At 67.1% G+C, this 20,282-nt stretch carries 14 protein-coding genes; 6 read left to right on the forward strand and 8 right to left on the reverse strand.

Annotated features, from left to right (window positions below; translation table 11 throughout):
* Positions 1 to 93 precede the first annotated feature (93 nt).
* The gene (locus tag ASC81_RS07740; protein ID WP_200946734.1) at positions 94 to 696 is read left to right on the forward strand and encodes a mechanosensitive ion channel family protein; all 603 of its coding nucleotides are present in this window, start codon (positions 94 to 96) and stop codon (positions 694 to 696) included.
* A 25-nt stretch (positions 697 to 721) separates the two neighbouring features.
* On the opposite strand, the gene ASC81_RS07745 is transcribed toward ASC81_RS07740, so the two are convergent.
* Positions 722 to 1,414, reverse strand: a complete 693-nt coding sequence (locus ASC81_RS07745) for a hypothetical protein (protein WP_156391884.1) — start codon at positions 1,412 to 1,414, stop codon at positions 722 to 724.
* A 536-nt stretch (positions 1,415 to 1,950) separates the two neighbouring features.
* Between ASC81_RS07745 and ASC81_RS07750 the strand changes: the two genes are divergently transcribed.
* From ASC81_RS07750 to ASC81_RS07770, 5 genes are all read left to right on the forward strand, one after another.
* The gene (locus tag ASC81_RS07750) at positions 1,951 to 3,003 is read left to right on the forward strand and encodes a LacI family DNA-binding transcriptional regulator (protein WP_162245868.1); all 1,053 of its coding nucleotides are present in this window, start codon (positions 1,951 to 1,953) and stop codon (positions 3,001 to 3,003) included.
* 271 nt (positions 3,004 to 3,274) lie between these two features.
* Complete coding sequence (locus tag ASC81_RS26475; RefSeq protein ID WP_082536354.1) at positions 3,275 to 4,861, forward strand: glycoside hydrolase family 43 protein; 1,587 nt, start codon at positions 3,275 to 3,277, stop codon at positions 4,859 to 4,861.
* Between the two features lie 128 nt (positions 4,862 to 4,989).
* Complete coding sequence (locus ASC81_RS07760) at positions 4,990 to 6,594, forward strand: glycoside hydrolase 43 family protein (protein ID WP_056264857.1); 1,605 nt, start codon at positions 4,990 to 4,992, stop codon at positions 6,592 to 6,594.
* An 83-nt stretch (positions 6,595 to 6,677) separates the two neighbouring features.
* Positions 6,678 to 8,339, forward strand: a complete 1,662-nt coding sequence (locus ASC81_RS07765; RefSeq protein WP_156391886.1) for a glycoside hydrolase family 5 protein — start codon at positions 6,678 to 6,680, stop codon at positions 8,337 to 8,339.
* Positions 8,340 to 8,453: 114 nt separating this feature from the next.
* Positions 8,454 to 10,046 (forward strand): beta-xylosidase, encoded by a 1,593-nt coding sequence (locus ASC81_RS07770; RefSeq protein WP_082536355.1) that lies wholly within the window; start codon positions 8,454 to 8,456, stop codon positions 10,044 to 10,046.
* Between the two features lie 31 nt (positions 10,047 to 10,077).
* On the opposite strand, the gene ASC81_RS07775 is transcribed toward ASC81_RS07770, so the two are convergent.
* The 7 genes from ASC81_RS07775 to tssK are packed head-to-tail and all read right to left on the reverse strand — an operon-like array spanning position 10,078 to position 20,143.
* Entirely contained in the window at positions 10,078 to 10,824 is a 747-nt protein-coding gene (locus tag ASC81_RS07775; RefSeq protein ID WP_056264860.1) for a hypothetical protein, read from the reverse strand.
* 20 nt (positions 10,825 to 10,844) lie between these two features.
* Positions 10,845 to 11,480: a hypothetical protein gene (locus ASC81_RS07780; RefSeq protein ID WP_056264862.1), complete on the reverse strand. Its 636-nt coding sequence runs from the start codon at positions 11,478 to 11,480 to the stop codon at positions 10,845 to 10,847.
* Positions 11,481 to 11,516: 36 nt separating this feature from the next.
* Entirely contained in the window at positions 11,517 to 13,292 is a 1,776-nt protein-coding gene (locus ASC81_RS07785; RefSeq protein WP_056264865.1) for a type VI secretion system contractile sheath domain-containing protein, read from the reverse strand.
* A gap of 8 nt (positions 13,293 to 13,300) precedes the next feature.
* Complete coding sequence (gene tagF / locus ASC81_RS07790; RefSeq protein WP_056264868.1) at positions 13,301 to 13,912, reverse strand: type VI secretion system-associated protein TagF; 612 nt, start codon at positions 13,910 to 13,912, stop codon at positions 13,301 to 13,303.
* Complete coding sequence (gene tssM, locus ASC81_RS07795) at positions 13,909 to 17,454, reverse strand: type VI secretion system membrane subunit TssM (RefSeq protein WP_056264872.1); 3,546 nt, start codon at positions 17,452 to 17,454, stop codon at positions 13,909 to 13,911. Before tssM ends, tagF begins: the two co-directional genes overlap by 4 nt.
* 2 nt (positions 17,455 to 17,456) lie before the next feature.
* Positions 17,457 to 18,782 carry a DotU family type VI secretion system protein gene (locus tag ASC81_RS07800; RefSeq protein WP_056264875.1) on the reverse strand — a complete coding sequence of 442 codons (1,326 nt, stop codon included), beginning with the start codon at positions 18,780 to 18,782 and terminating at the stop codon, positions 17,457 to 17,459.
* Positions 18,783 to 18,805: 23 nt separating this feature from the next.
* Entirely contained in the window at positions 18,806 to 20,143 is a 1,338-nt protein-coding gene (tssK, locus tag ASC81_RS07805) for a type VI secretion system baseplate subunit TssK (protein WP_056264878.1), read from the reverse strand.
* Between the last annotated feature and the right edge of the window lie 139 nt (positions 20,144 to 20,282).

Below are 20,282 nucleotides of genomic sequence, written 5' to 3' on the forward strand. Positions count from 1 at the left end.
GCCGGGTAGGGCGGCGCCGGCAGGATGGCCACACCGGAAGCGGCGAAACTAACGCCTCGGCGCTACGGCATGGCGCTCACGACTCCAACGCCCATGAGAAAACTGCTGCAGTCCCTGCATGACCGCCTGCCCGACTGGGCAGCAGACTGGCTCGACACGCTGGTGCCGTTGCTGGAAGTGCTGCTCATCAGCGTCGCCGCATGGCTGGTGATGCGGCTGGCCCGACAGCTGATGCGCCGCGCCAGCCGCACCTATGGCCTGCCCATCAGTTTCGCCACCCTCTTCCTGCGCATCGCGGCCGTGCTGGTCTACGGCGGCGCTTTGCTGTGGGCGCTGGAGCGGTTCGGCGTTTCGGGCACCGTGCTGTGGACGGCGTTCACCGGCTTCGCCACCGTCGCCGCCGTCGCCTTCTTCGCGGTGTGGAGCGTTCTGTCCAACCTCTTCTGCGCGCTGCTCATCTACGTCACCCGCGCCTTCCGCGTGGGTGACGTCGTGGAATTGCTGGAACCCGGCGGCACGCCCCTCGTCAAAGGACGGGTCGCCGACATCAACCTCGTCTACACCACGCTGCGCGAAAGCGGGGATGCGAGCAACGGTACCCAGCTGCAGTTGCCCAACAGCCTGTTCTTCCAACGGGCCCTGCGGCGCTGGCATGGCGATGCGCCGGAAACGACTGGAGAGGCGGACGGCGGCTAAGACGGCAGATCGACTTCGGTCATGGTCACGGGAGCATTTCCGCTCCGGCATTCCGGCGCGGCGGTCTGCCAAGGCGCCCGCTGACATCACGAGGCTTTGCCGGCAGACACCCGGCCAGCTCGATGCGGCGGCCAATGGCGTCGATCGCGCGGCGGATCAACGCAACTTCGCCAGCATGTGCGGTCGGTGACGCGACGTCGTCGAGCGCGACTGCGTCGACGCCGCAGGCTGCCAGTTGAGCAAACCAGGCGCGATACCAGTCAAAAGCGCCGGGGTGGTCGGGGTTGATGTCGCACATGTCGGTGTTCCACGCGCAAGTCGAGCCTGGGTTGGCGATCTCATCGCAACGCCATGGGCTGCCGGCGATAGGCAGACCGCGCTCGACCGCCTGACGGGGGACGCCGCGCGTCAGATGGACACCGAAACGCAAGCCGAGGCGGTGGACCTGAGATGCGAGCGGCGCGAAGCCGAGGCCTTCCATGGCGCTGGGGAACCGGTCTGCCGTGGGCTGCGGTCGGCCATGGGCATCCATTTCCAACGGCGCAAAAGGTCGGCAGCCGGAAGCTGAAGCCGGCGCCGCGTACCACCGGGGCCCGACCATCGCGATGTCATCGCCGAAGGGCGAGCGGCGCTCAGCCATGAGGCGCGCATTGGCCAAGAAGCCGGCTTCGGTCGTTGCGACGCCAAGGTCGTCGCAGCCACTCAAGCTGGTTGGCATGTTGGGGCGACAGGCGGAGCACGGCCCGCCCATCTCGTCCGCCCCGACGGCTAGGCTGTCGTGCTCCCCAAGAGGGTAAACGGGGTCTTCCAGACGGTAGCCGCCCGCATATGCAGCCGATGAATCCGCCGACGAGAAGCGCATGTTCGAAGTGGATGTGGACATAGAAACGCCTGGAAGGTCAGTGCTGTGATTTGACGCCGAATCAACTGCTGAAAATGATTGCGGCTGTGCCGCCCGAGCATCGTAGATTGTTCGACGGCCGGACTAACTAGGGAAAGCCAGAACGGATTGCCGGGCGCTTGAAGACGGTCCGGGCGGGCATCAAGATCCTCCGGAAGGGCGGGCCGGCAAGACGGCGACGGGCGGAACGACGGCGCCGCAGCCTGGCTAGGCGTCTTTGGCGCGGTGCCTCGCGTTCCATGGGACGGCTCCCGGCGACCCAGTGCTAGAGTGCCTCGCCCCTTCTTCCCGCCGACCGGACAGTGTCCGCAATACCCAAGCCTTCCAAGCCACCAAAGAGCCGTCGTCACAAGTTGCCCACGCTGGCCGACGTTGCGCGAGAGGCGGGGGTTTCGGATGTGGCGGCGTCCTGCGCGCTCAATGGCCCCAGGGGTTCCACGCGCGTGTCGGCCGAGACACGGGCGCGGGTGCTGGCAGCGGCGGAGCGCTTGCGCTACCGGCCCAACGCGAACGCACGGGCGCTGACGTACCAACGCACCAATGCCATCGGCTTCGTTGCCAATATTGCCAATGAGGCGCCCAACCTCTACTTCCTTGAAGTGTTCAACGGCGTCGTGAGGGGCGCTACGGAGGCCCACCAGACCACGTGCATCTTTCCGCTCAGTGGCTGGGAAGAAGCGCCGAAGCGCATTCCCGCCTTGTGCGATGGCCGCGTTGACGGGCTCGTCGTGCTGGCGCCTTACCTGGAAGATGACAACACGACCTGGCTACCGCCGCATACGCCCATGGTCACGATCCACGCGGGCAGGCTGTTGCGGGCCCAGGTGAACGTCGAGGCCGACGATGAAGCGGGCGGCTATGCGATGGCGCGTCACATGCTGGGGCTCGGATATCGCCGGATCCTCTGTGTCGGGGGGCCGGTGAGCGCCAAGGGAGCAGACTGCCGTGTGGACGGCTTTCTGCGCGCCCATGCCGAAGCCGGGGTGGAAGTCGCTTCCGATCATGTGATCCGCACGTGGTTCACCGCCGAAGGCGGCAAGCAGGCCATGCAGGAATGGCTGCAACGGCACCGGGGTCAGCCGTTGCCCGAGGCGCTCTGCTGCGGCAGCGACGACATCGCCTTCGGCTGCATTGATGCATTGGAAGCTTGCGGATTGAATGTTCCGCATGACATTTCGATTGCAGGTTTCGACGACACCTTGCTGGCTCGCACCTTGCGCATGGCAACGGTGCGCCAGCCCCTGTTGGAGATGGGGCGTCGCGCGGTCGACGTGCTGATGCAATTGATCGAGGCGCAGCGCCGTGGGGAGGCGTATCCGGGCCCGCGTGACATCGTTCTGCCGGTCGAAATCGTTTCGGGCCGAACGCTGCCGGGTCCTCGAAACGCGCCGGTGACCATTCCCTGAGCCGGTAGATGCAGCGGTCGGCTGCTAGGTTTTTCCCTACTTAGTTCGACGGTCGACCAAACTAAGATTGCCGAGCGGTAAGACCGCTTTCATTTTTTCTAGTTGATTCGGCGTCGAATCACGCCGCTTCCATGCTGAAGCGTTGCTGTCATTTGGACCGGATTCGACTCTCACACCCCTGCTTTACCGCTGGGAATGCGTCCATGCCGCTTCGCATTGATCCTCGCTCCGCGTGCATTCCGACAAGCTACTTCAAGGTTCTCACTTAGTCATGCGCCTCGCCAGACTCCTCCAACACACCGCGCTTTGCTGCGCGGCCATCGCTTGCGCCGCCGCGCCGGCCGCTACACCGGCGCCGGGCGCCAACCCCGTGCTGCGCGACCGCTTCACGGCCGACCCAGCGCCGCTGGTGGTGGGCGACACGGCTTACCTCTACGTGGGCCGCGATGAGGCCAAGGGCGACGCCTTCTTCTTGATGAAGGAGTGGCTGGCCTACTCGTCCAAGGACCTGCGCAACTGGACCCCGCACGGCACCGTCATGAAGCCCACCGATTTCAAGTGGGCGGTGAGCGATGCCTGGGCCGCGCAGGTGGTGCAGCGCAATGGCCGTTTTTACTTCTACACCACCGTGCAGCACGACAACACGCAGTACGGCAAGGCCATCGGCGTGGCGGTGGCCGACAACCCGTTGGGCCCGTTCAAGGATGCGCGCGGCACGGCGTTGATCACGGACGCGTCCACGCCCAGCCCTTACGGCTGGAGTGACATCGACCCGACCGTCTTCATCGACGACGACGGCACCGCCTGGATGGCCTGGGGCAACCCGGTCCTCTACCTGGCGAAGCTGAAGGCCAACATGATCGAGATCGATGGCCCCATCGAGAAAATCTCGCTGCCCAACTACACCGAGGGGCCGTGGCTGTCCAAGCGCAAGGGCACGTACTACATGACCTACGCGTCCATGGCGCAACAGGGCCTGTTTGAGCACCTGTCCTATGCCACCGCGCCCAGCCCACGCGGGCCGTGGACCTATCAAGGTCTTCTGACCGGCCCGGTGCCCAACAGCTACACCATCCACGCGGGCGTCATTGACGACTTCAAGGGCCAGTCCTATCTCGTTTATCACAACGCCGCGCTGACCCTGAACGGCGAGACCGGCGGCACCTCCCGCCGCTCCGTCGCGATGGAATATCTCCACTACGACGCCGACGGCCGTATGTGGCCGGTCACGCAGACGGAAGCCGGCATCAGCAAGCCGCCGCAGCCGCCCACCGGCAAAGTGCCGACGCTGCCGGACCCGGGCCGCTCCGACCCGCGTGTGGCCGTCCAGCAGTTCGCCCAGGGCTATCCCGACACTTGGCCGGGCAGCCCGGCGCTGGCCTCGGTCACCCGGCCTTTCGAGCAGACGCCCGAGCCCATCGGCTTCAACCGAGACGGCGGCTCGACCCGCCTGACGCAGACCTTCGTGCCGCGTGCCGACATATCACTGGGCCGGCTGAGCCTGTATGCCGGTGACGGCCACGGCACCGACGCCACGCGCTCGCTGCGCCTGTCGCTGCGCGACGTGGAGGCGGGCACCGAATTGCTCGGCGCCGGCAATGGCCTGGCCATCGCCTACCGGCCGCAAGGTGCCGGGCTGCTGAGCTTCGATTTCAGCGCCCATCCGTCCGTCGTGCTGAAGGCCGGCCGCCGCTATGCGCTGGCGCTGCAAGGCCAGAAGGACGCCGTGACGATCAACCTGCGCGCCAGCCGCAGCGACGTCTATGCCGACGGCGAGGCGACCCTCGATGACCGGCCGCTGAAGGACAAGGAAAGCGGTCGCCCTGCGGACTTTGCGTTCGCGCTGTACGCGCGCTGAGACGGCCGCAGGCCGGGCGGCATGCCGCCTTGATGGCGGCTCTGACCCGCACTGACTGATCCCGACAAAACATGGACAAACACGCTGACAAGCTGAGCCGCCCTTGCGCCGGCTCTCCAACCCGCCTCATGAACCGCCCGATTCTTTCGCTTCTGATTGCCCTCGTCGTCTGCGTCGGGTCTCAGGCGGTTCCGGCGGCGGAGGCAGCACCTGCACCACAGGCAGCTCGTGCTCACAACCCGCTGATCTGGGCCGACGTTCCGGACATCGCCATCATTCGTGTCGGCAAGACCTACTACATGAGCAGCACGACGATGCACATGAGCCCGGGCCTGCCGATCATGAAATCGACGGATCTCGTCAACTGGCGCATGGCCTCGTACGCCTACGAAACCCTTGCCGACAACGACGCGATGCGCCTCGACAACGGCAAGGACGCCTACGCGGCCGGCTCCTGGGCCCCCAGCCTGCGTTACCACGATGGCGTGTTCTATGCCTCGACGTTCTCGTACACCAGCGGACGCACCCACATCTACACCACGCGTGATCCGGAGCGCGGCCCGTGGAAGGAGACGAGCTTCGAGCCCGTGCTCCACGACCACAGCCTGTTCTTCGACGATGACGGGCGCGTCTACATGGTTTACGGCGGCGGTCGCATCACGCTGGTCGAGCTCAAGCCCGATCTCTCCGGCATCAAGCCCGGCGGCGTGAACAAGGTTCTCATCGAGAACGTCAACACCATCTTCGGCACCGACCTGGGCGGGCTCAATGGCGAAGGTACGCATCTCTCCAAGATCAACGGCCGCTATTACTTCTTCAACATCGCCTCGCCCGGCAGCCGCTGGGCGCCCACCGTCATCGTCCACCGCGCCGACCGCATCGACGGCCCCTACGAGGGTCGCATCGTGCTTGATGACCGTGGCATCGCCCAGGGCGGCCTCATTGATACCCCGGACGGCAAGTGGTACGCCTACCTCTTCAAGGGCAACGGCGCCGTCGGTCGCATCCCTTACCTCGTGCCCGTGACCTGGAGGGACGGCTGGCCCGTGTTCGGCAAAGACGGCAAGGTGCCCATGACGCTCGACATCGCGGCCGGTGCACAGGGCGTCTCAGGCGCCTCGGGCATCGTCGCCTCCGACGAATTCAATCGCGAACCTGGCGACCCCGCGCTGCCTCTGGCCTGGCAATGGAATCACAACCCGAGGCCCAATGACTGGTCGCTCACCAAGCGCCCAGGCCACCTGAGCCTCGTCACCAGCCGGGTTGTTGCCTCGTTGCCGGAGGCCACGAACACCCTCACCCAGCGCACCTTTGGCCCTGCCAGTTCCGCCACCACAAGCCTCGATGTGAGCGGCATGAAGGACGGCGATGTGGCCGGCCTCACCGTCTTCCAGAAGCTGTACGGTTTTGTCGGCGTCAAGATGACCGACGGCGTCCGGTCGCTCGTCATGGTGAGCGCGGACTCCGACAAGCCCGAGGAGATCGCGTCAATTCCGCTCAAGGCCAAGACCGTCCACCTCAAGGTCGATTCCGAGTTCGAACCTGCGCCCGAACTCGCCCGGTTCTCGTACAGCCTCGACGGCAAGACCTGGACCCCCATCGGGCGTCCCTCGCGCCTGACCTATTCCTACCCAAAGCACTTCATGGGTTATCGCTACGGCCTCTTCTTCTATTCGACCAAGACCGCCGGCGGCCGTGTGGACTTTGACTATTACCGCGTCGTCGGGATGTAGCCCATGCATTGAGCTGCGTCTTCATAACGCTCGTGTCCGGAGGAGACAACCGGCCGAGCACTTTCAACCTTGAAAGGTAGAACATGAGAACCTTGATACCAGCACTGCTGCTTGCCTTCGGCGCAAGCGCAGGCAGCCTCGCGCAGGCGCAAAGCTGCGGCAGCGGCGGCGGCGCCACCGTCTGCCTGAGCGCCAGCGGCTCGGCCAACGACAACCAGCTCAACTGGACCGTGAGCGGCAACGTCTCGCGCCTGGAGGTCTACCGCGACACCGACGCCAACCCCGCGGGCCGCACCCGCATCGCCGTGCCAGCCACCAGCGCCAGGACCTACGCCGACGCCTCGGCCAACACCGGCACGCCCTACTGGTACTGGGTCAAGTTCACGACCAGCGCCGGCAGCTACAACTCCGGCTCGGCCAGCGCCACGCGCGGCAGCAGCTGCGCGCCGACGGCCATCACGCCCTACATCAGCACCAACGGCTCATGGACGCAGACCTCGTCGGCCATGGTCACCGCGGGGAACTCGGCCATCCTCGGCCCGCAGCCGGCCACCAGCGGCTCTTGGGGCTGGAGCGGCTGCGGCACGTCGGGCTCGGCACGCCAGCAGACCATCACGCCCGTTGCCAGCTGCACGGCCACGGCCACCTACACCAACAGCTGCGGCGCCAAGACCACCCAGGCCTTCGTGATCACCGTGCCTGGCGCGCAGACCCAAGTCATGCCGAATCCCGGCATCAACCTGGGAAATACTTTTGATTCCTTCTGGGGGTATACGCCGCCGACCAAGGCGCTGATCGATTCCATCAGGGATAGGGGGTTCAAGACCCTGCGCATACCCGTTGCGTGGGATTTCAATTCCACCAACGGAACGATCAATCCGGCGTTCATGGCCCAGGTCAAGCAGACGGTCGACTGGGCCCTCGCCGCGGGCCTGTACGTCATCATCAACGACCACTATGACCTTGGCTGGTTCGAGCGCAACGGCTTCCATTCCTACGACCCCGCGATCAACGCCAAGTTGATCAATATGTGGACCCAGGTTGCGAACACCTTCAAATGGTACGACAGCGATAAATTGTCCTTCGCTGTCGCGAACGAACCTGATGCGCCATCCCAGGCTCAGACCAATGTGCTCTACCAGTACCAGCAGAACTGGATCAATGCCATGCGCGCCAATGGCGGCGGCAATGCCGTTCGCTGGCTGATCGTCCAAGGGCCGAACACCAATATCGATAACACGATCAATTGGGGAAAGAATCTGCCTACGGATCCGGCAAATAAGCGGATGGTCGAAGTGCACTTTTATGACCCCTTCGACTACACGTTGATGACAACGGACGAGACATGGGGGACCTGGAAAGCCTTCTGGGGATATAACTATAAAGTGGCCAATCAGTTGACGAATCGCAATGTCGCGGCGGGCAACGACGAAAGCCTCATTGATATTCAACTCGCCAAGATGAAGTATTTCACCGACCGGGGTATCCCGGTACTGATCGGCGAATACAAGGCGGAGGTCAAGCACTTTCCCGAGCTGACCGGCTCATACAAGGACCAGAACTACCGGTCGGTCACGCACTGGAACAGGTATGTGCAGAACAAGATCAACAGTCTTGGTTTCAGTGGCACCGGTTGGAACATCCAAAACGACCTCTTCCACGACACGACCGGTGCGGTCCTTGACTGGAACCTGCTTAACTCCATGCTCGGCACTTCCGAGATTGGTCCGATTCCTGGCCTGTAATTCCCTGTGAGTTTGTCCGAAGGCCCGCCGCATGGCGGCCTTCTTTCCAAATTCCTTGGCCGATACCGGACCGGGCCTGCCGCTCCTCTCTTCCGAAGTCCTCCCAATCCTCCAATGAACACATCCCTTTCCCTGCCCCGGGGCGTCGTCAGCCTCGCGGCGACGCTCCTTTCACTCGGCCTGTGCGCCACGAGCCCTGCGGCCACTCCCGCTGCCCGCCAGGTGACGCTGGACCGCGCTGCGGCGATCCAGCCCATGGACCGCTTCTTCGATCTCTCGGTCGGCGCGGACTACCCGGGCACCACCGGCCGCCCCGAAAACATCGCCCAGCTCAAGACTGCTGCGGACGAGCTGGGCTTTCGCTACGTGCGCTTCCACGACATCTTTCACGATGTCTACGGCACGGTGAAGAAGGACGGCGACAAGCTGGTGTTCGACTGGACCGGCATCGACAAGCTGTACGACGGCATCCTGGCCAGTGGCGTCAAGCCCTTCATCGAGCTGGGCTTCACACCCGCCGTGATGAAGACCTCCGACCTGAAGATCTTCTACTGGAAGGGCAACACCTCGCACCCGCAACCGGGACCCTGGACCGAGCTGATCGACGCCTTCGCGCGTCACCTCATCCAGCGCTATGGCATCGAAGAGGTTCGCAAGTGGCCGTTCGAAGTATGGAACGAGCCCAACCTCGACGGCTTCTGGGAAAAGGCCGACCAGAAGGCCTATTTCGAGCTGTACGCCAACACGGCGCGCACGCTCAAGAAGGTGGATGCCGGACTGAAGGTGGGCGGCCCCGCGACGGCCGGCGCTTTCTGGGTGCCCGAGTTGCTGGCTTATGCCAAACAGGAAGGCGTGCCGGTCGACTTTGTCACCACCCACACCTACGGCGTCACGGAGGGCTACCTCGACGAGTTCGGCAAGTCCGACCGCATCCTGGACCCCAACCCCGACGCCATCGTCGGCGACGTGCGCCGCAATCGCAAAGAGATCGAAGCCTCGCCTTTCCCTGGCATTCCGCTGTACATCACCGAGTGGAGCACCAGCTACAACCCGTACGACAAGGTGCATGACAGCTACATCAGCGCGCCGTGGATCCTCACCAAGCTGCGCGCCACGCGTGGCTATGCGCAGGCGATGAGCTACTGGACCTACAGCGACCTGTTCGAGGAGCCGGGCCCGCCGCCCCGCGCCTTCCATGGCGGCTTCGGCCTGATGACGCGCGATGGTGTGCGCAAGTCGACCTGGTTCGCCTACAAGTACTTGAACGCGCTGCGCGGCAATGAGATCCCGAGCACCGACGACAAAGTATTGGCTGCGATCGATGGCGACAAGACAGCCGTCGTGGCATGGGACTGGCAGCATCCCGACCAGAAGGCCAAGAGCAACGGCGTGTTCTTCGCCAAGCCTGTGCCCAACGGCCCGGCGCCCGCGGTCAAGCTTGCGCTGCGCAACCTCAAGCCCGGCGCCTATCGGCTCGAGCTGCGCCGCGTCGGCTACAAGGCCAACGACGCTTACACGGCCTACCTCGAGATGGGCGCGCCCACCAACCTCGACGCCGCGCAGCTCGCCAAGCTGCAGCTGCTGACCCGGGACCTGCCCGAGGTCAAACGCACCGTCAACGTCGGCAAGGATGGATTGCTGAACTTCACCGTGCCCATGCGCAGCAACGACATCGCCTTGTTGACGCTGGACCCGGTCAAGCGTTGAGCCGCGGGGCGTGGCCGCGCCGGCCGCGCCCTCAGCTGACCGCGTACTCCTTGATCGGAAACTTCTTTTCCACCAGCGCCTTCCATTCGGGCATGGCCTTGAGGCCGTGGTCGCCGTAGTGGCGCGGGTCGCTGAGCATTTCCTTCTGGCTCGCCACGCATTTGCCGATGGCTTCGAGGATGTCCTTCTGCTCGTGCCTCACCTTGGCGATGAAGGTGTCGTGCAGGATCTTGTTATCCGCGCCGCGGATGTTGTAGTCACCGCCGCCCACACCGCCGTCGCCGTACAGGCGCACGGCGTCGGCGTACTTCTTCTGCGCGAACAGCCTGAGCGTGTCGACGCTGGGCCAGATGGCGACCTGCGGCTGCTTGCAGTAGCGCTCGAACACGGCCTCGGCCGCGGCGTCCTTCATGACGGTCTCGAGGTTCTTGATGCTGCCGGCGTACTTCTCGCGGCCGACCAGTGCGGCCGCGGCGAGCTTGGCGAACTGGGCGTAGTCGTCGGCGCGCTTCTTGTATTCGAGGATGCCCATCAGCGTTTCCTTCTGGGCCTTGGGGTCGCACTTCTTGCTGGCCTTGGTCATCGCCTCGGACAGCTTGGTGGCCGTCATCGAGGCCTTGGCCGCTTCCACCGGCGTCATGACCGCGAACTTGCCCTTGCAATGCTTCTGCCACTCGTCCAGCGCGGCCTCGACGCCGCAGCCCTGGGTCTTGCTGGACGGATCGGCATCCGTCCATTCCTTCTTGGTCCAGAGCTTGGGCTTGAATCCGGATTTCATGGTGTGTCGTCCTCGCAGGGTCAGAGTTGGCAGGTGGCCTTGAGCCGGTCGATGGTGTCGCCCTGGATCTTGCGGATCTCCAGCATCGAGGTCTTCAGCGCGAGCTTGACGTCCTTCTCCCACTGCAGGCGCTCGTCGACCAGGGCCTTCCAGCGCGAGGCGTTGGAGATGTTGAGGCTGCCGACGTCGATGGTGGCGATGTAGCCCATGATCTTCATCGCGTCGGCGTTGGCGACCTTGGCGGCGCCTTCGACGAAGTCCTGGTTCTCGGACGAGAACTCCTTCTTTGCCTGCGCCCTGAGCATCTTGATGCCGCCCGACACGGCGCCGATGTTGTCGCGCGCAATCTGGTTCACCAGCGTGTTGTGATCCTTGCGGTAGTCGGCCAGCTCCTTGACCATGTTGTCGCGCAGCGCGAGCAGCTTCTTGTCCTCGGCCTTGAGCTTCTTCAGCGCGGCCTCGCTGGCCTTGAGCACCGTGTCCATCTTCTTCACGAGCGACTCGTTCAGGATCTCAGCGCGCAGCAGCTTGTCGGTGGCCGCCAGCACCCGCAACGCCTCCGAGATGCCGGTCTTGCTCTGCGTGAGTTTCTCTTTCGTCGTCCGCAGCGGCAGGCCCTTGGATTTCCAATGGGCTTCGGTGAGCATCAGATTCATGGCAGTCCTGGTGGGGCGTTGAGATTTGGGCGGTGCTTAGCCGAGCGACTTCAGCAGCGCCGCGAGTTCGGCGTCCATGCCGTCATCACCCGCCGCCGTGTCGTCGCTGGCGGGCGCGTCGTCGCCACCGCCCAGTCCGGCCAGCAGCGCGTCCAGGTCGCTGTCACTGCTGCTGCTGCTGCTGCCGCTGTCATCGCTGTCCGAGCCGCCGAGGCCGGCCAGCAAATCGTCCATGTCACTGCTGCTGCCGCCGCTGTCGTCACCAGAACCCGATGGCTCGTCGTCGTCCTGCGAGGCCTTGGTGGGGGCGCTGCGCTTGGGCGTCTCGGCGAGCTTGGACTTCACGTTCATCTCGATGCCCGCACGCGCGCCGGCCTTCGACGCCGCGCCCGCCGCTGCGATGCCGCCCAGGCCCGACAGGCGCACGCTCGGCTCGCCCTTGTGCGCCACCAGTGCGGCTACGCCCCAGCGGCCGAGTTCCGACACGGCCGTCGTCGACATGAAGCGCTCGGTGCAGGGCAGGGCGGTGCTGTCGCCGTCGGCATCGACGAAGTGGTGGAAGGGCAGGTCGGTCACGGTCGGCGTACCGCCCTGGCCGGCGAGGGCCGTCAGCGCCAGCAACGCCGGGTGGCCCCACAGCATGCCGCCCAGGCCATCAGTTAGCGTGAACTCCTCGAAGGCGAACGAGGAGATTGGGTCACTGCGCTTGCCGTAGGGGTGGCGCAGCAGAAAACGCGGGCCCAGCAGCACCAGGCGCCTGGCCTCGGGCAAGCCCTGCAAGGCCTCGAAGGCCTCGGCCACGAGCGGGTGCGGCGGCTTCTTGGCGTTGACGAGATCATCCACGGCCATGGCGGTGAAGAAGCTCGCGCCGGCGGCGTCGGCGATCTTGGCCATGCGGCCCAGCAGTTCGGTGTGCGGCGGCGTGGCCTCGAACTGGTAGAGGCCGGCGATGAAGGTGTAGCCACCGTCCTTGGCTTCGGCCGGCTTGTTGACCAGCAGGCGGTGCAGACCCGTGTCGGCCAGGTCGTCCGTGCTGCTGAGGTCGGCGGCGAACTCCTCCGCGCTGATGTCGATGAGGTGGACCTGCAGCATCGGCCCGGTCTCCAGGCGCCGCAGCAGGAAGTCCACGCCGCGCCACAGCGATTCGGCGGCCTGGAAATCGGGCTGGTGCAGCACGGCGCGCATGCTATCGGCGATGGCAGCGTCCAGCGTGGCCAGCAGCGCCGCTTTCTCGGGCTTGGCGGCGGGCACGACGAAGGGGCCGATGACATCGCGCAGCAGCGCGTCGATGCCGCCCTCGGCCTGCACGCTGGTGCGGCCGGTGAGTCGCGCGAAGTCGTCCAGCCTGGCACCGGTTGCCGGCGCGGCGCCGCGGGGGCGCACACCGCGGCCGGCACGCGAGGCCTTCTTCTTGGTGCCCGACAGCTTGGCCACCTCGGCGGCGGCCTTGTCGAAGTTGGCCGTGTTGTTCAGGCGCTTGCGCAGGTCGTGCAGCTTCTTGAACAGCTCCAGCTCGCGGAACAGCGTGTCGGGGTGGAAGGACTCCAGGTCGGCCAACGGCACGTCCACGGCCGCGCCGTGGGCGCCGACCGGCAGGCTCAGCGTGATGCCTTGCTGGCCCAGCCAATCCTCCAGCGAATCGAACTCGACCGCGCGCGGCTTGCGGCGCGCCAGGTCGTCGCCGCTGTCGAGGCGACCCGCAACGGCTCCCGCGCCGAAGTCGCCAAGCAGCGCGATGCGCACCGGGCGCTTGGCGGCCCAGGTCGGGGCCGTGGCATCGAGGTTGCCGTAGTTGGGAGTCCAGTCGGTCATGGTCGATCTCAAGGTTTGAAGAGCGCGGCGAAGGCCGCGCCCGTCGGCAGCGCGGGCTGCACCGTGGGGCCGCCCCCCGCATGCAGCCACAGCGAGCAGCCCTGCAAGCCATCCCAGGCCGCCTGGCTGAGCAGGGCGGTCAGCGCGGGCGGCAGCGCGGTGTCGGGCGCCGTGGGTGGCGGCGGCGGTGCGTCGGCCAGCGCGGCGTCCAGCGTCTCGGCGCTCCAGTCGCCATGCAGCGCATTGACGGCGATTTCCTCGATCTGGCCGGCCCACTGCCAAAGCGCGGCCACCTGGGCGCTGCCGTTGGGGCGAGGCAGCGGGGCACTCACCACCACCAGCGGGAAGTAGCGGCCGACGCGGTCGACCGACGGCATCATCACGCCGACGCGCAGGCTCTCGCCTTCGGCGCCCGGCAGGGCGCCCGGCAGCAGGGCAAAGCGCCAGGCAGGGCTGGCCAGGTAGTCGTTCAGCCAGGTGTCGGGCGCGTTGTCACGCAGCGCATGCAGGCCGGCGGTCAGCCAGTTGTCCCACTGCGCGATCCACTCGGGCGCCAGCCGCCGCGAGGCGAAGTCGCCCAATGCGGGCAACTTGCCGTACCAACCTGGCGCGCTGGTCACAGCGCCCCCGGGCAGCGGAATTGCTGCAGCTCGCGCAGCCGGAACGGGTTGAACACGCTGCTGGCCGTCACTTCCAGACGGGCGCGGTGCCCGTCCACGTTCATGACGACGATGAAGCGCTCGGGCTGCTGCGGCGAGCCCTGCACCTCGAAGCGGTCGAACAGCCGAAACAGCGCCCAGGGGCCGTCGAAGACGATGGGCGTGCCGCCCGGTTGGCTGGTCAGCTTGATCTGCGAACTCAGCCGCTGGCCGGGCCATTGCAGGCTGACGACCTGATTGCTGCCGGCGGTGAATTTGCTGACCTGGCCGTCAATGTCCAGCGCCAGCTCTTTCATGCCGTCACCCAGCTCCAGCGCGCGCACGTCGACGCGGAAGGCTGGCGCGCGGCCGCCGCCGCGGAAGAAAACCTCGCGCACGCGGGCCGCGCGCTGGAAGTCCGCCAGCGCCGCGGGGGACACCGGCTTGGTGCCGTCGCCCGTGGGCCGGAAGCTCCAGGGGTTGGTGCCCACGTCCACCAGGGGGCTGAGCTTGCGGGTGAAGAAGTCGTCCATCAGCCCGCCGGGCGCGAAGAACTGGCCGAAGTCTTCGGGCAGCACGTCGACCTTGGCGCCTTGCGCGACGGGATAGCGGCCCGCGATGGCGCGGGCGCAGAACTCGCTGACGGGTTGCAGCTCGCCCGTGAGGCTCTGGCGCTCGACCAGCCGGCTCTGGTTGTCGGCCGCGTCGGCCAGCGTCTCCAGCGCGCCGCGCAGCGGCTCGGGCTGCTGGCCGGCAGCGGCCTTGAGCTTGGCACCGCCGCCCCCGGCCGGCGGCGGTGACTTGCTCTTCAACGCCTCCTGCACGGCGCTGAGCTGCACATAGACCTCGTTGAACATCTTCATCACGTCGTCCAGCGGCGGCGGCGTGCCGGTCACCAGGCGGCGCAGCGAGGCAAAGTGGTCGTCGACGATCTTTTCCAGCGGGCCGTCGGCCGACAGGCTCGTCGGTGCCTTGGCCTGGTTGCCGGCCAGCTTGGCCAGCTCGCCGCCCTTGGCGAAGATGGCGTCATCCTTGCGCTTGGTCAGCTCTTTGTCGAGCGTGTTGGCGTTGCTGACCGGGTCGATCAGCGTGGTCTCCCGCGACGCGGCGCGCAGGAAAGCGGCCAGCGGAGAGTCCACGGCCGACACCAGCCGGGACACCGCGATGCCGCGATCCAGGCCATTGAGCTTCACGAGGCGCACATCGGCCAGGTAGGCGTCCCAGACCTTGACGTACTCCTCCAGGTAGAGGCGGCGCACGCGCTCGACCAGGGTTTTGTCGGCCGCCTGGCGCTTGGCCGTGGCAGGGTTGGTGCCCAGCACCCAGGCCTCTTCCTCCGCGAGCTGCTTGGCTGTGCGGTCGACGGAGGTCTGGAAAGCCTTTTTGTAGCCGTCTTTCGTGAACATGCCCGGGATGCCCTGCGTCAGCGGCGCGCCGCTGGCACGCACGAAGACGTTAGGGCTCTGCGGGCCAGCCGCGGCCGCCACCGTGAACGGCGGCAGATCGCCGTCGATCTGCGCGCGGCGCAGGCGGCTGAAGATGCGGTACTCCAGCGGGTAGGCGCCCAGCATCTCGCGCACGCTGGCCACCAGCGTCTTGTCCATCGGCTGGGCCACCTCGAAGGCGCCGCGGCTCAACAGCGCATCCAGGTGGTTCTTCAGCAGCGCAACCTTCTCGGCGCCAAGACTGCCTTCGAGGTTGGCGTCCCAGTCCAGCCCGACCCAGGCCTGCAGGCCGGGCGCGTCCAGATGCTCCGGCGTGTAGAGCATCAGGTAGGCCTTGAGCGACTCGTAGGCGAACTCCAGGTTGTCGCGGTTGGCCGTGCGCAGCCGCTCCTCCAGCCGGGCCGCGACGCGTGGCGCCAGGCCGCGCTGCAGCAGGCGGTGATAGGAGACCTGCGCGCCGGCATCGAGCTTGTCGCCCTGGAACAGGCCGAAGCCCAGGCGCAGCGGCGGGTCGTGCAGCGCAAAGCCGGGCGGCTGGGCCGCGTCGCGGATGGCGGCCAACGCCTCGGGCAGGGCCGACGGATCGCTGCCGCTGGTGGGCGGCAGGGCGGTGACCGTGTCCTTCAGCGCCGGCAGCTTGGCCTCGATATCGGCGATATAGCCCTGGTTGCCGAAGTAGCTGAAGCCCCAGCCGACCAGCAACGTCGCCGTGACGATGCCGAGTGTCGCCAGACCTGCCAGCCGCAGCAGCGCGCTGCGCCGTTCGACCTGCGCGTTCTGCCCCACCAGGCCCTGCTCGACAAAGATCACCTTGCGCAGCAGGTGGTTCAGGAAAAAGCTTTTTCCCTTGGCCGCGGCCGGCGGCGTCAGGCGCCGCTCGACGCCGAAGCTGCGGGCCAGTGCCCCGAGCACGCGGTCGATGGGCGTGCCCTCTTGCGTGCCGCTGGTGAAGTAGACGCCGCGCAGGCGCGGGGCTTCGTCGAGCGTGCCGCCGCCGCCGAAGACTGTTTCCAGGTAGCCGCCCAGCAGACCCTTGAGGCCGCCGAACTGCTGCGGGAACGCAAAAATCGTTGCCCGCTTGAGCGTGTCGCTCTCGGCCTCCATGCGCTCGATGAGGCGCTCGCGCAGCCGCTTCTCCAGCGACGCGAACTCACCGCCGAAGTTGGCCATCAACTCCTCGCCCGGCTGGGCGGCCAGCGGGAAGGTGAAGCCGAAGACCTGGTCACGCTCCTCCTTGCCCATGGCGCCGAAGGTCTCGTTGAAGCCGGCCAGCAGGTCGCACTTGGTGACCATCACATAGACCGGCACCTTCACGCCCAGGCGCTGTTGCAGCTCCTGCATGCGGCCGCGCATGCGCGAGGCCTGCTCCTTGCGTTGGTCGGGCGGCAGGGCCAGCAGGTCCTGCACGCTGATGGTCAGCAGCACGCCGTTGATGGGGCGGCGCGGGCGCGCCTTGCGCAACAGGCCGAGGAAGGTGTCCCAGGCCGCTGCGTCGGTGTCCTTGTCGGAATCCTGCGTGGCGTAGCGGCCGGCGGTGTCGATCAGCACCGCTTCGTCGCTGAACCACCATTCGCAGTTGCGCGTGCCGCCCACGCCGCGCACGCTGGCCTGGCCGAGCTTGTCGGTCAGCGGGAAGTTCAGCCCCGCGTTGAGCAGCGCCGTCGTCTTGCCCGAGCCTGGCGCGCCGACAAAGATGTACCAAGGCAGCTCGTACAGCGAGGTACCGCCGCCGAACAGGCCCTTCTTGGCGCCCGGCGCCTTCTTCAACAGGCCGATGGCCGCGGTGAAGCGCTCCTGCAGCACCGCCTCTTCCTTGGCCGAGGCCGACGGGCCGCCCCCCATGCCCTTGACGAGGGCGGCGTTGATGCGGCGGCGGCGCATCTGCGTCCACACCAGGCGCAGTCCGCCCAGCAGCCAGACGACGGCCAGCGTGATGCCGCGTGCCAGGCGGGTGTCCAAGGGGCGGTTGTCGCCGAAGGCGATCAGCGGGCCGGCCCACCACACCAGGGCCGAGACGACGAGCAGGCCGAACACGCCGAGCGTGACGGGGTGGAACAGGATGGACAGGATTTTTTTCATGATCAGCGCGCGTCCTGGACCATCAACGTCACTTCGACGCGCCGGTTCTTCGAGCGCCCGGCGGGCGTGCTGTTGTCCGCCACGGCTTCGGCGTCCGCGCGGCCCTCGGCGCGCAGCCGGCTGACCTCGACGCGCTCGGCCAGCAGGTTGCGGAAGGCTTCGGCGCGCGCCTGCGACAAATGCCAGTTCGACGGGAAGCGCAGCGAGCGGATCGGCTGGCTGTCGGTGTGGCCGGTGACCTGCACGGGGCCCTTCAGGCGCTGCATGGCCTCGCCGATGCGCAGCACCAGCGGGCGCAGTTCGCTCGACACCTCGGCGCTGCCGGGGCCGAACAGGCCGTCGCCCTTGATGACGACGACGGAGCGGTCAGCCAGGTCGTTGACCTGAATCAGGCCGGCCTTGACGTCCAGATCCAGCAGTCCGGCCAGGCGGGGCGCGGCCGGCTGCGGCGTGGGTGCGGCGACGGCTGCGGTCTTCACGTCGAAGCTGCGCAGTGCGGTGAACACGCTGTCCGACGCGCCGTTGATGCCAAAGCGTAGGCCGACATAGACCAGCAGCAGCACCAGGGCCGTGGCGGCCGTGATGGCCCACAGCGGCAGGCGCTGGCGCAGCCCGGCCTCGGCCGGCTCGGCACCCTGCCAGCGCGGCGACAGCGCGGGGTCGGGGTTGCTGCCTTGGCGCAGCATCTGCGCCAGGCGCGCACGCACGCCGTCGAGCTGGGCACGGCCGTTGTCGATGACGCGGTACCGGCCCTCGAAGCCGAAGGCCAGGCAGACGTAGAGCAGCTCCAGCAGGTTGCGGTTGGCCGGCACGTTCTCGGCCAGCTTGGCCATCAGCGCGAAGACCTTCTCGCCACCCCAGGACTCGTTGTGGAACTGCACCAACAGGCTCTGCGCCGCCCAGGCGCCCGAGCCGCCCCAGGGCGTGCTGGCGGCCGACTCGTCGAGCAGGGTGCAAAGGATGTAGCGGCCGGCGATGACCTGCTCGTTGGGCAGGCCCTCGGCGCGCGCCTTGGCCTCGAAGGCGCGAATGCCGTCGGCCAACGCCTCCTTCAGCCCGGCGGGGTTGGGGTGCTGGGCGCTGTGGCGCACGCGCGGCGCGGCCGACAGCAGCGGCATCGCGGCCGCGACGAGCGGGTTGAGGCTGGCGCTGGTCAGTGCCTCCAACGCCAGCGGCGCTTCGCGGCTGGCAGGCATGGCCGGTGACACCGACGGCTGCGCCTTGGCCGGCTGCTGCATGCCGGTGACCGGCCGGCCCGCGCTCGGCTTGATGACCGTGCGGTCCTGGCCGAAGGCGGCAAAGGGATCGTCGTTGTTGGGATCGCTCATGGGGCGTGCCGATCAGAGGGAGGTCAAGCCCGGATGGCCCAGAACTCGAGTTCGAGGCCGGGGAACTCGCCGGCGATGTGCATGGCCAGGCCGCCCGAGCTTTCAAGCTGTTTCCACAGCTCGTTGCCGCGCGTCTCCAGCTCGAAGTAGTTGTGGCCCGCGTGATACGGAATCTGCCTTGGCGCCACCGGCAGCGGACGCAACGTGACACCGGGCAGCTGCAGGTTGACGAGGTCGCGGATGCGCTCGACCGGGCCGATCTTGACCTGCGTGGGGAAGCGCGCCCGCAGTGCGTCGCCGGGCAACTGGGCCGACACGGCCAGCACGAAGGTGGCGCTGCGCTGCAACTGCACGTCGGGGATGAGGGCGACGCGCACGCCATAGGCGCGGTCCTGCAGCTCGATGGGGATGGCGGTCTGCTCCATCACCATGCTCAGCGACTGGCGCAGGTCGTCGATGACCGGGCGGAAAGTGGCGGCGAGGTCGTCGTGCACGTACTCGGCATAGGCGGCCGGGCGGCGGCTGTCGCGGAAGGTGGCGAGGTCGCCCGCCAACGTCAAGCAGTCGGTGTAAAGCCGCTCGGGATGCAGCAACGACACCGAGCGCAGGTGGTTGAAGAGGGCCTGGTTGCGGTTGACGGCTTCGAGCAGCAGGAAGTCGGCAATCTCGCCGACACCGCCGCGGCCGGGTGCGGCCAGGCGTGCGGCCAGGGCCTCGCCGCGCTGATTGAGCAGGCCGCAGAGCTCGCGCACATAGCCGTCCAGCACCGGGTGGGCAGGCGCGTGCAGCAGCGGCGGCACGAAGGCGGGGTCGAGCACGACGCGGTTGTCGGCGCGGCGTTCCACCACGCGGGCCACGCCGAGCGTTGCATAGCCCTCGCCGGCGTCGCGCTGCAGCATCAGGCGCAGGTTGAGGCGGCCGACCTGCAGGGCGGCGTCGCGGTCGAGCTGGGAGTTGCTGTCGCCGACATTGACCTCGCTGGCCGTGAAGCGCGGTCCCATGGAGCCGGCGGCACCTTCGGCGTCGGTCTCGACGACGCCCGGGCGCTGCAGGGTGACGGCCAGCACGACGATCTCGTTGCGGGCATCGGCGGGGATGTCGAGGGCGGCCGGCGCGGCGTCGCTGCCGGGGGCCGAGAAGGCGGTGCCGTCGGGCAGCAGGCCCTGGGCCGCAGCCAGGCCGACCTTGCCCAGCGTCAGCGAGGCTTCGTCCAGGCTCAGCGCCGCGAAGCCCCAGCCGTAGGCGACGGCCTGCTGCAGGCGCTGGCGCCACTGATGCTCCCAGTGGCGGTCATGCTGCTGGAAGTGCTGCGGCTGGAGGAACATGCCCTCCGTCCAGATCACGCGGTCACGCCAGGTCATGGATGGTTTGGCCTCAAGGGAGCAGTGAAAACGGATGGGGAGCGGCACTGGGGCCGGCGATCAGGCAGTGAGTGACTGCGGCGCCGGCTTGGTTCCCGGGAACCATCTGGTCGTGGCGGTCACTCAGTGAGCGTTTCGG

Origin of the sequence: Pelomonas sp. Root405, assembly GCF_001425165.1 — a bacterium.
In the GTDB taxonomy this organism is placed as follows: domain Bacteria; phylum Pseudomonadota; class Gammaproteobacteria; order Burkholderiales; family Burkholderiaceae_C; genus Pelomonas.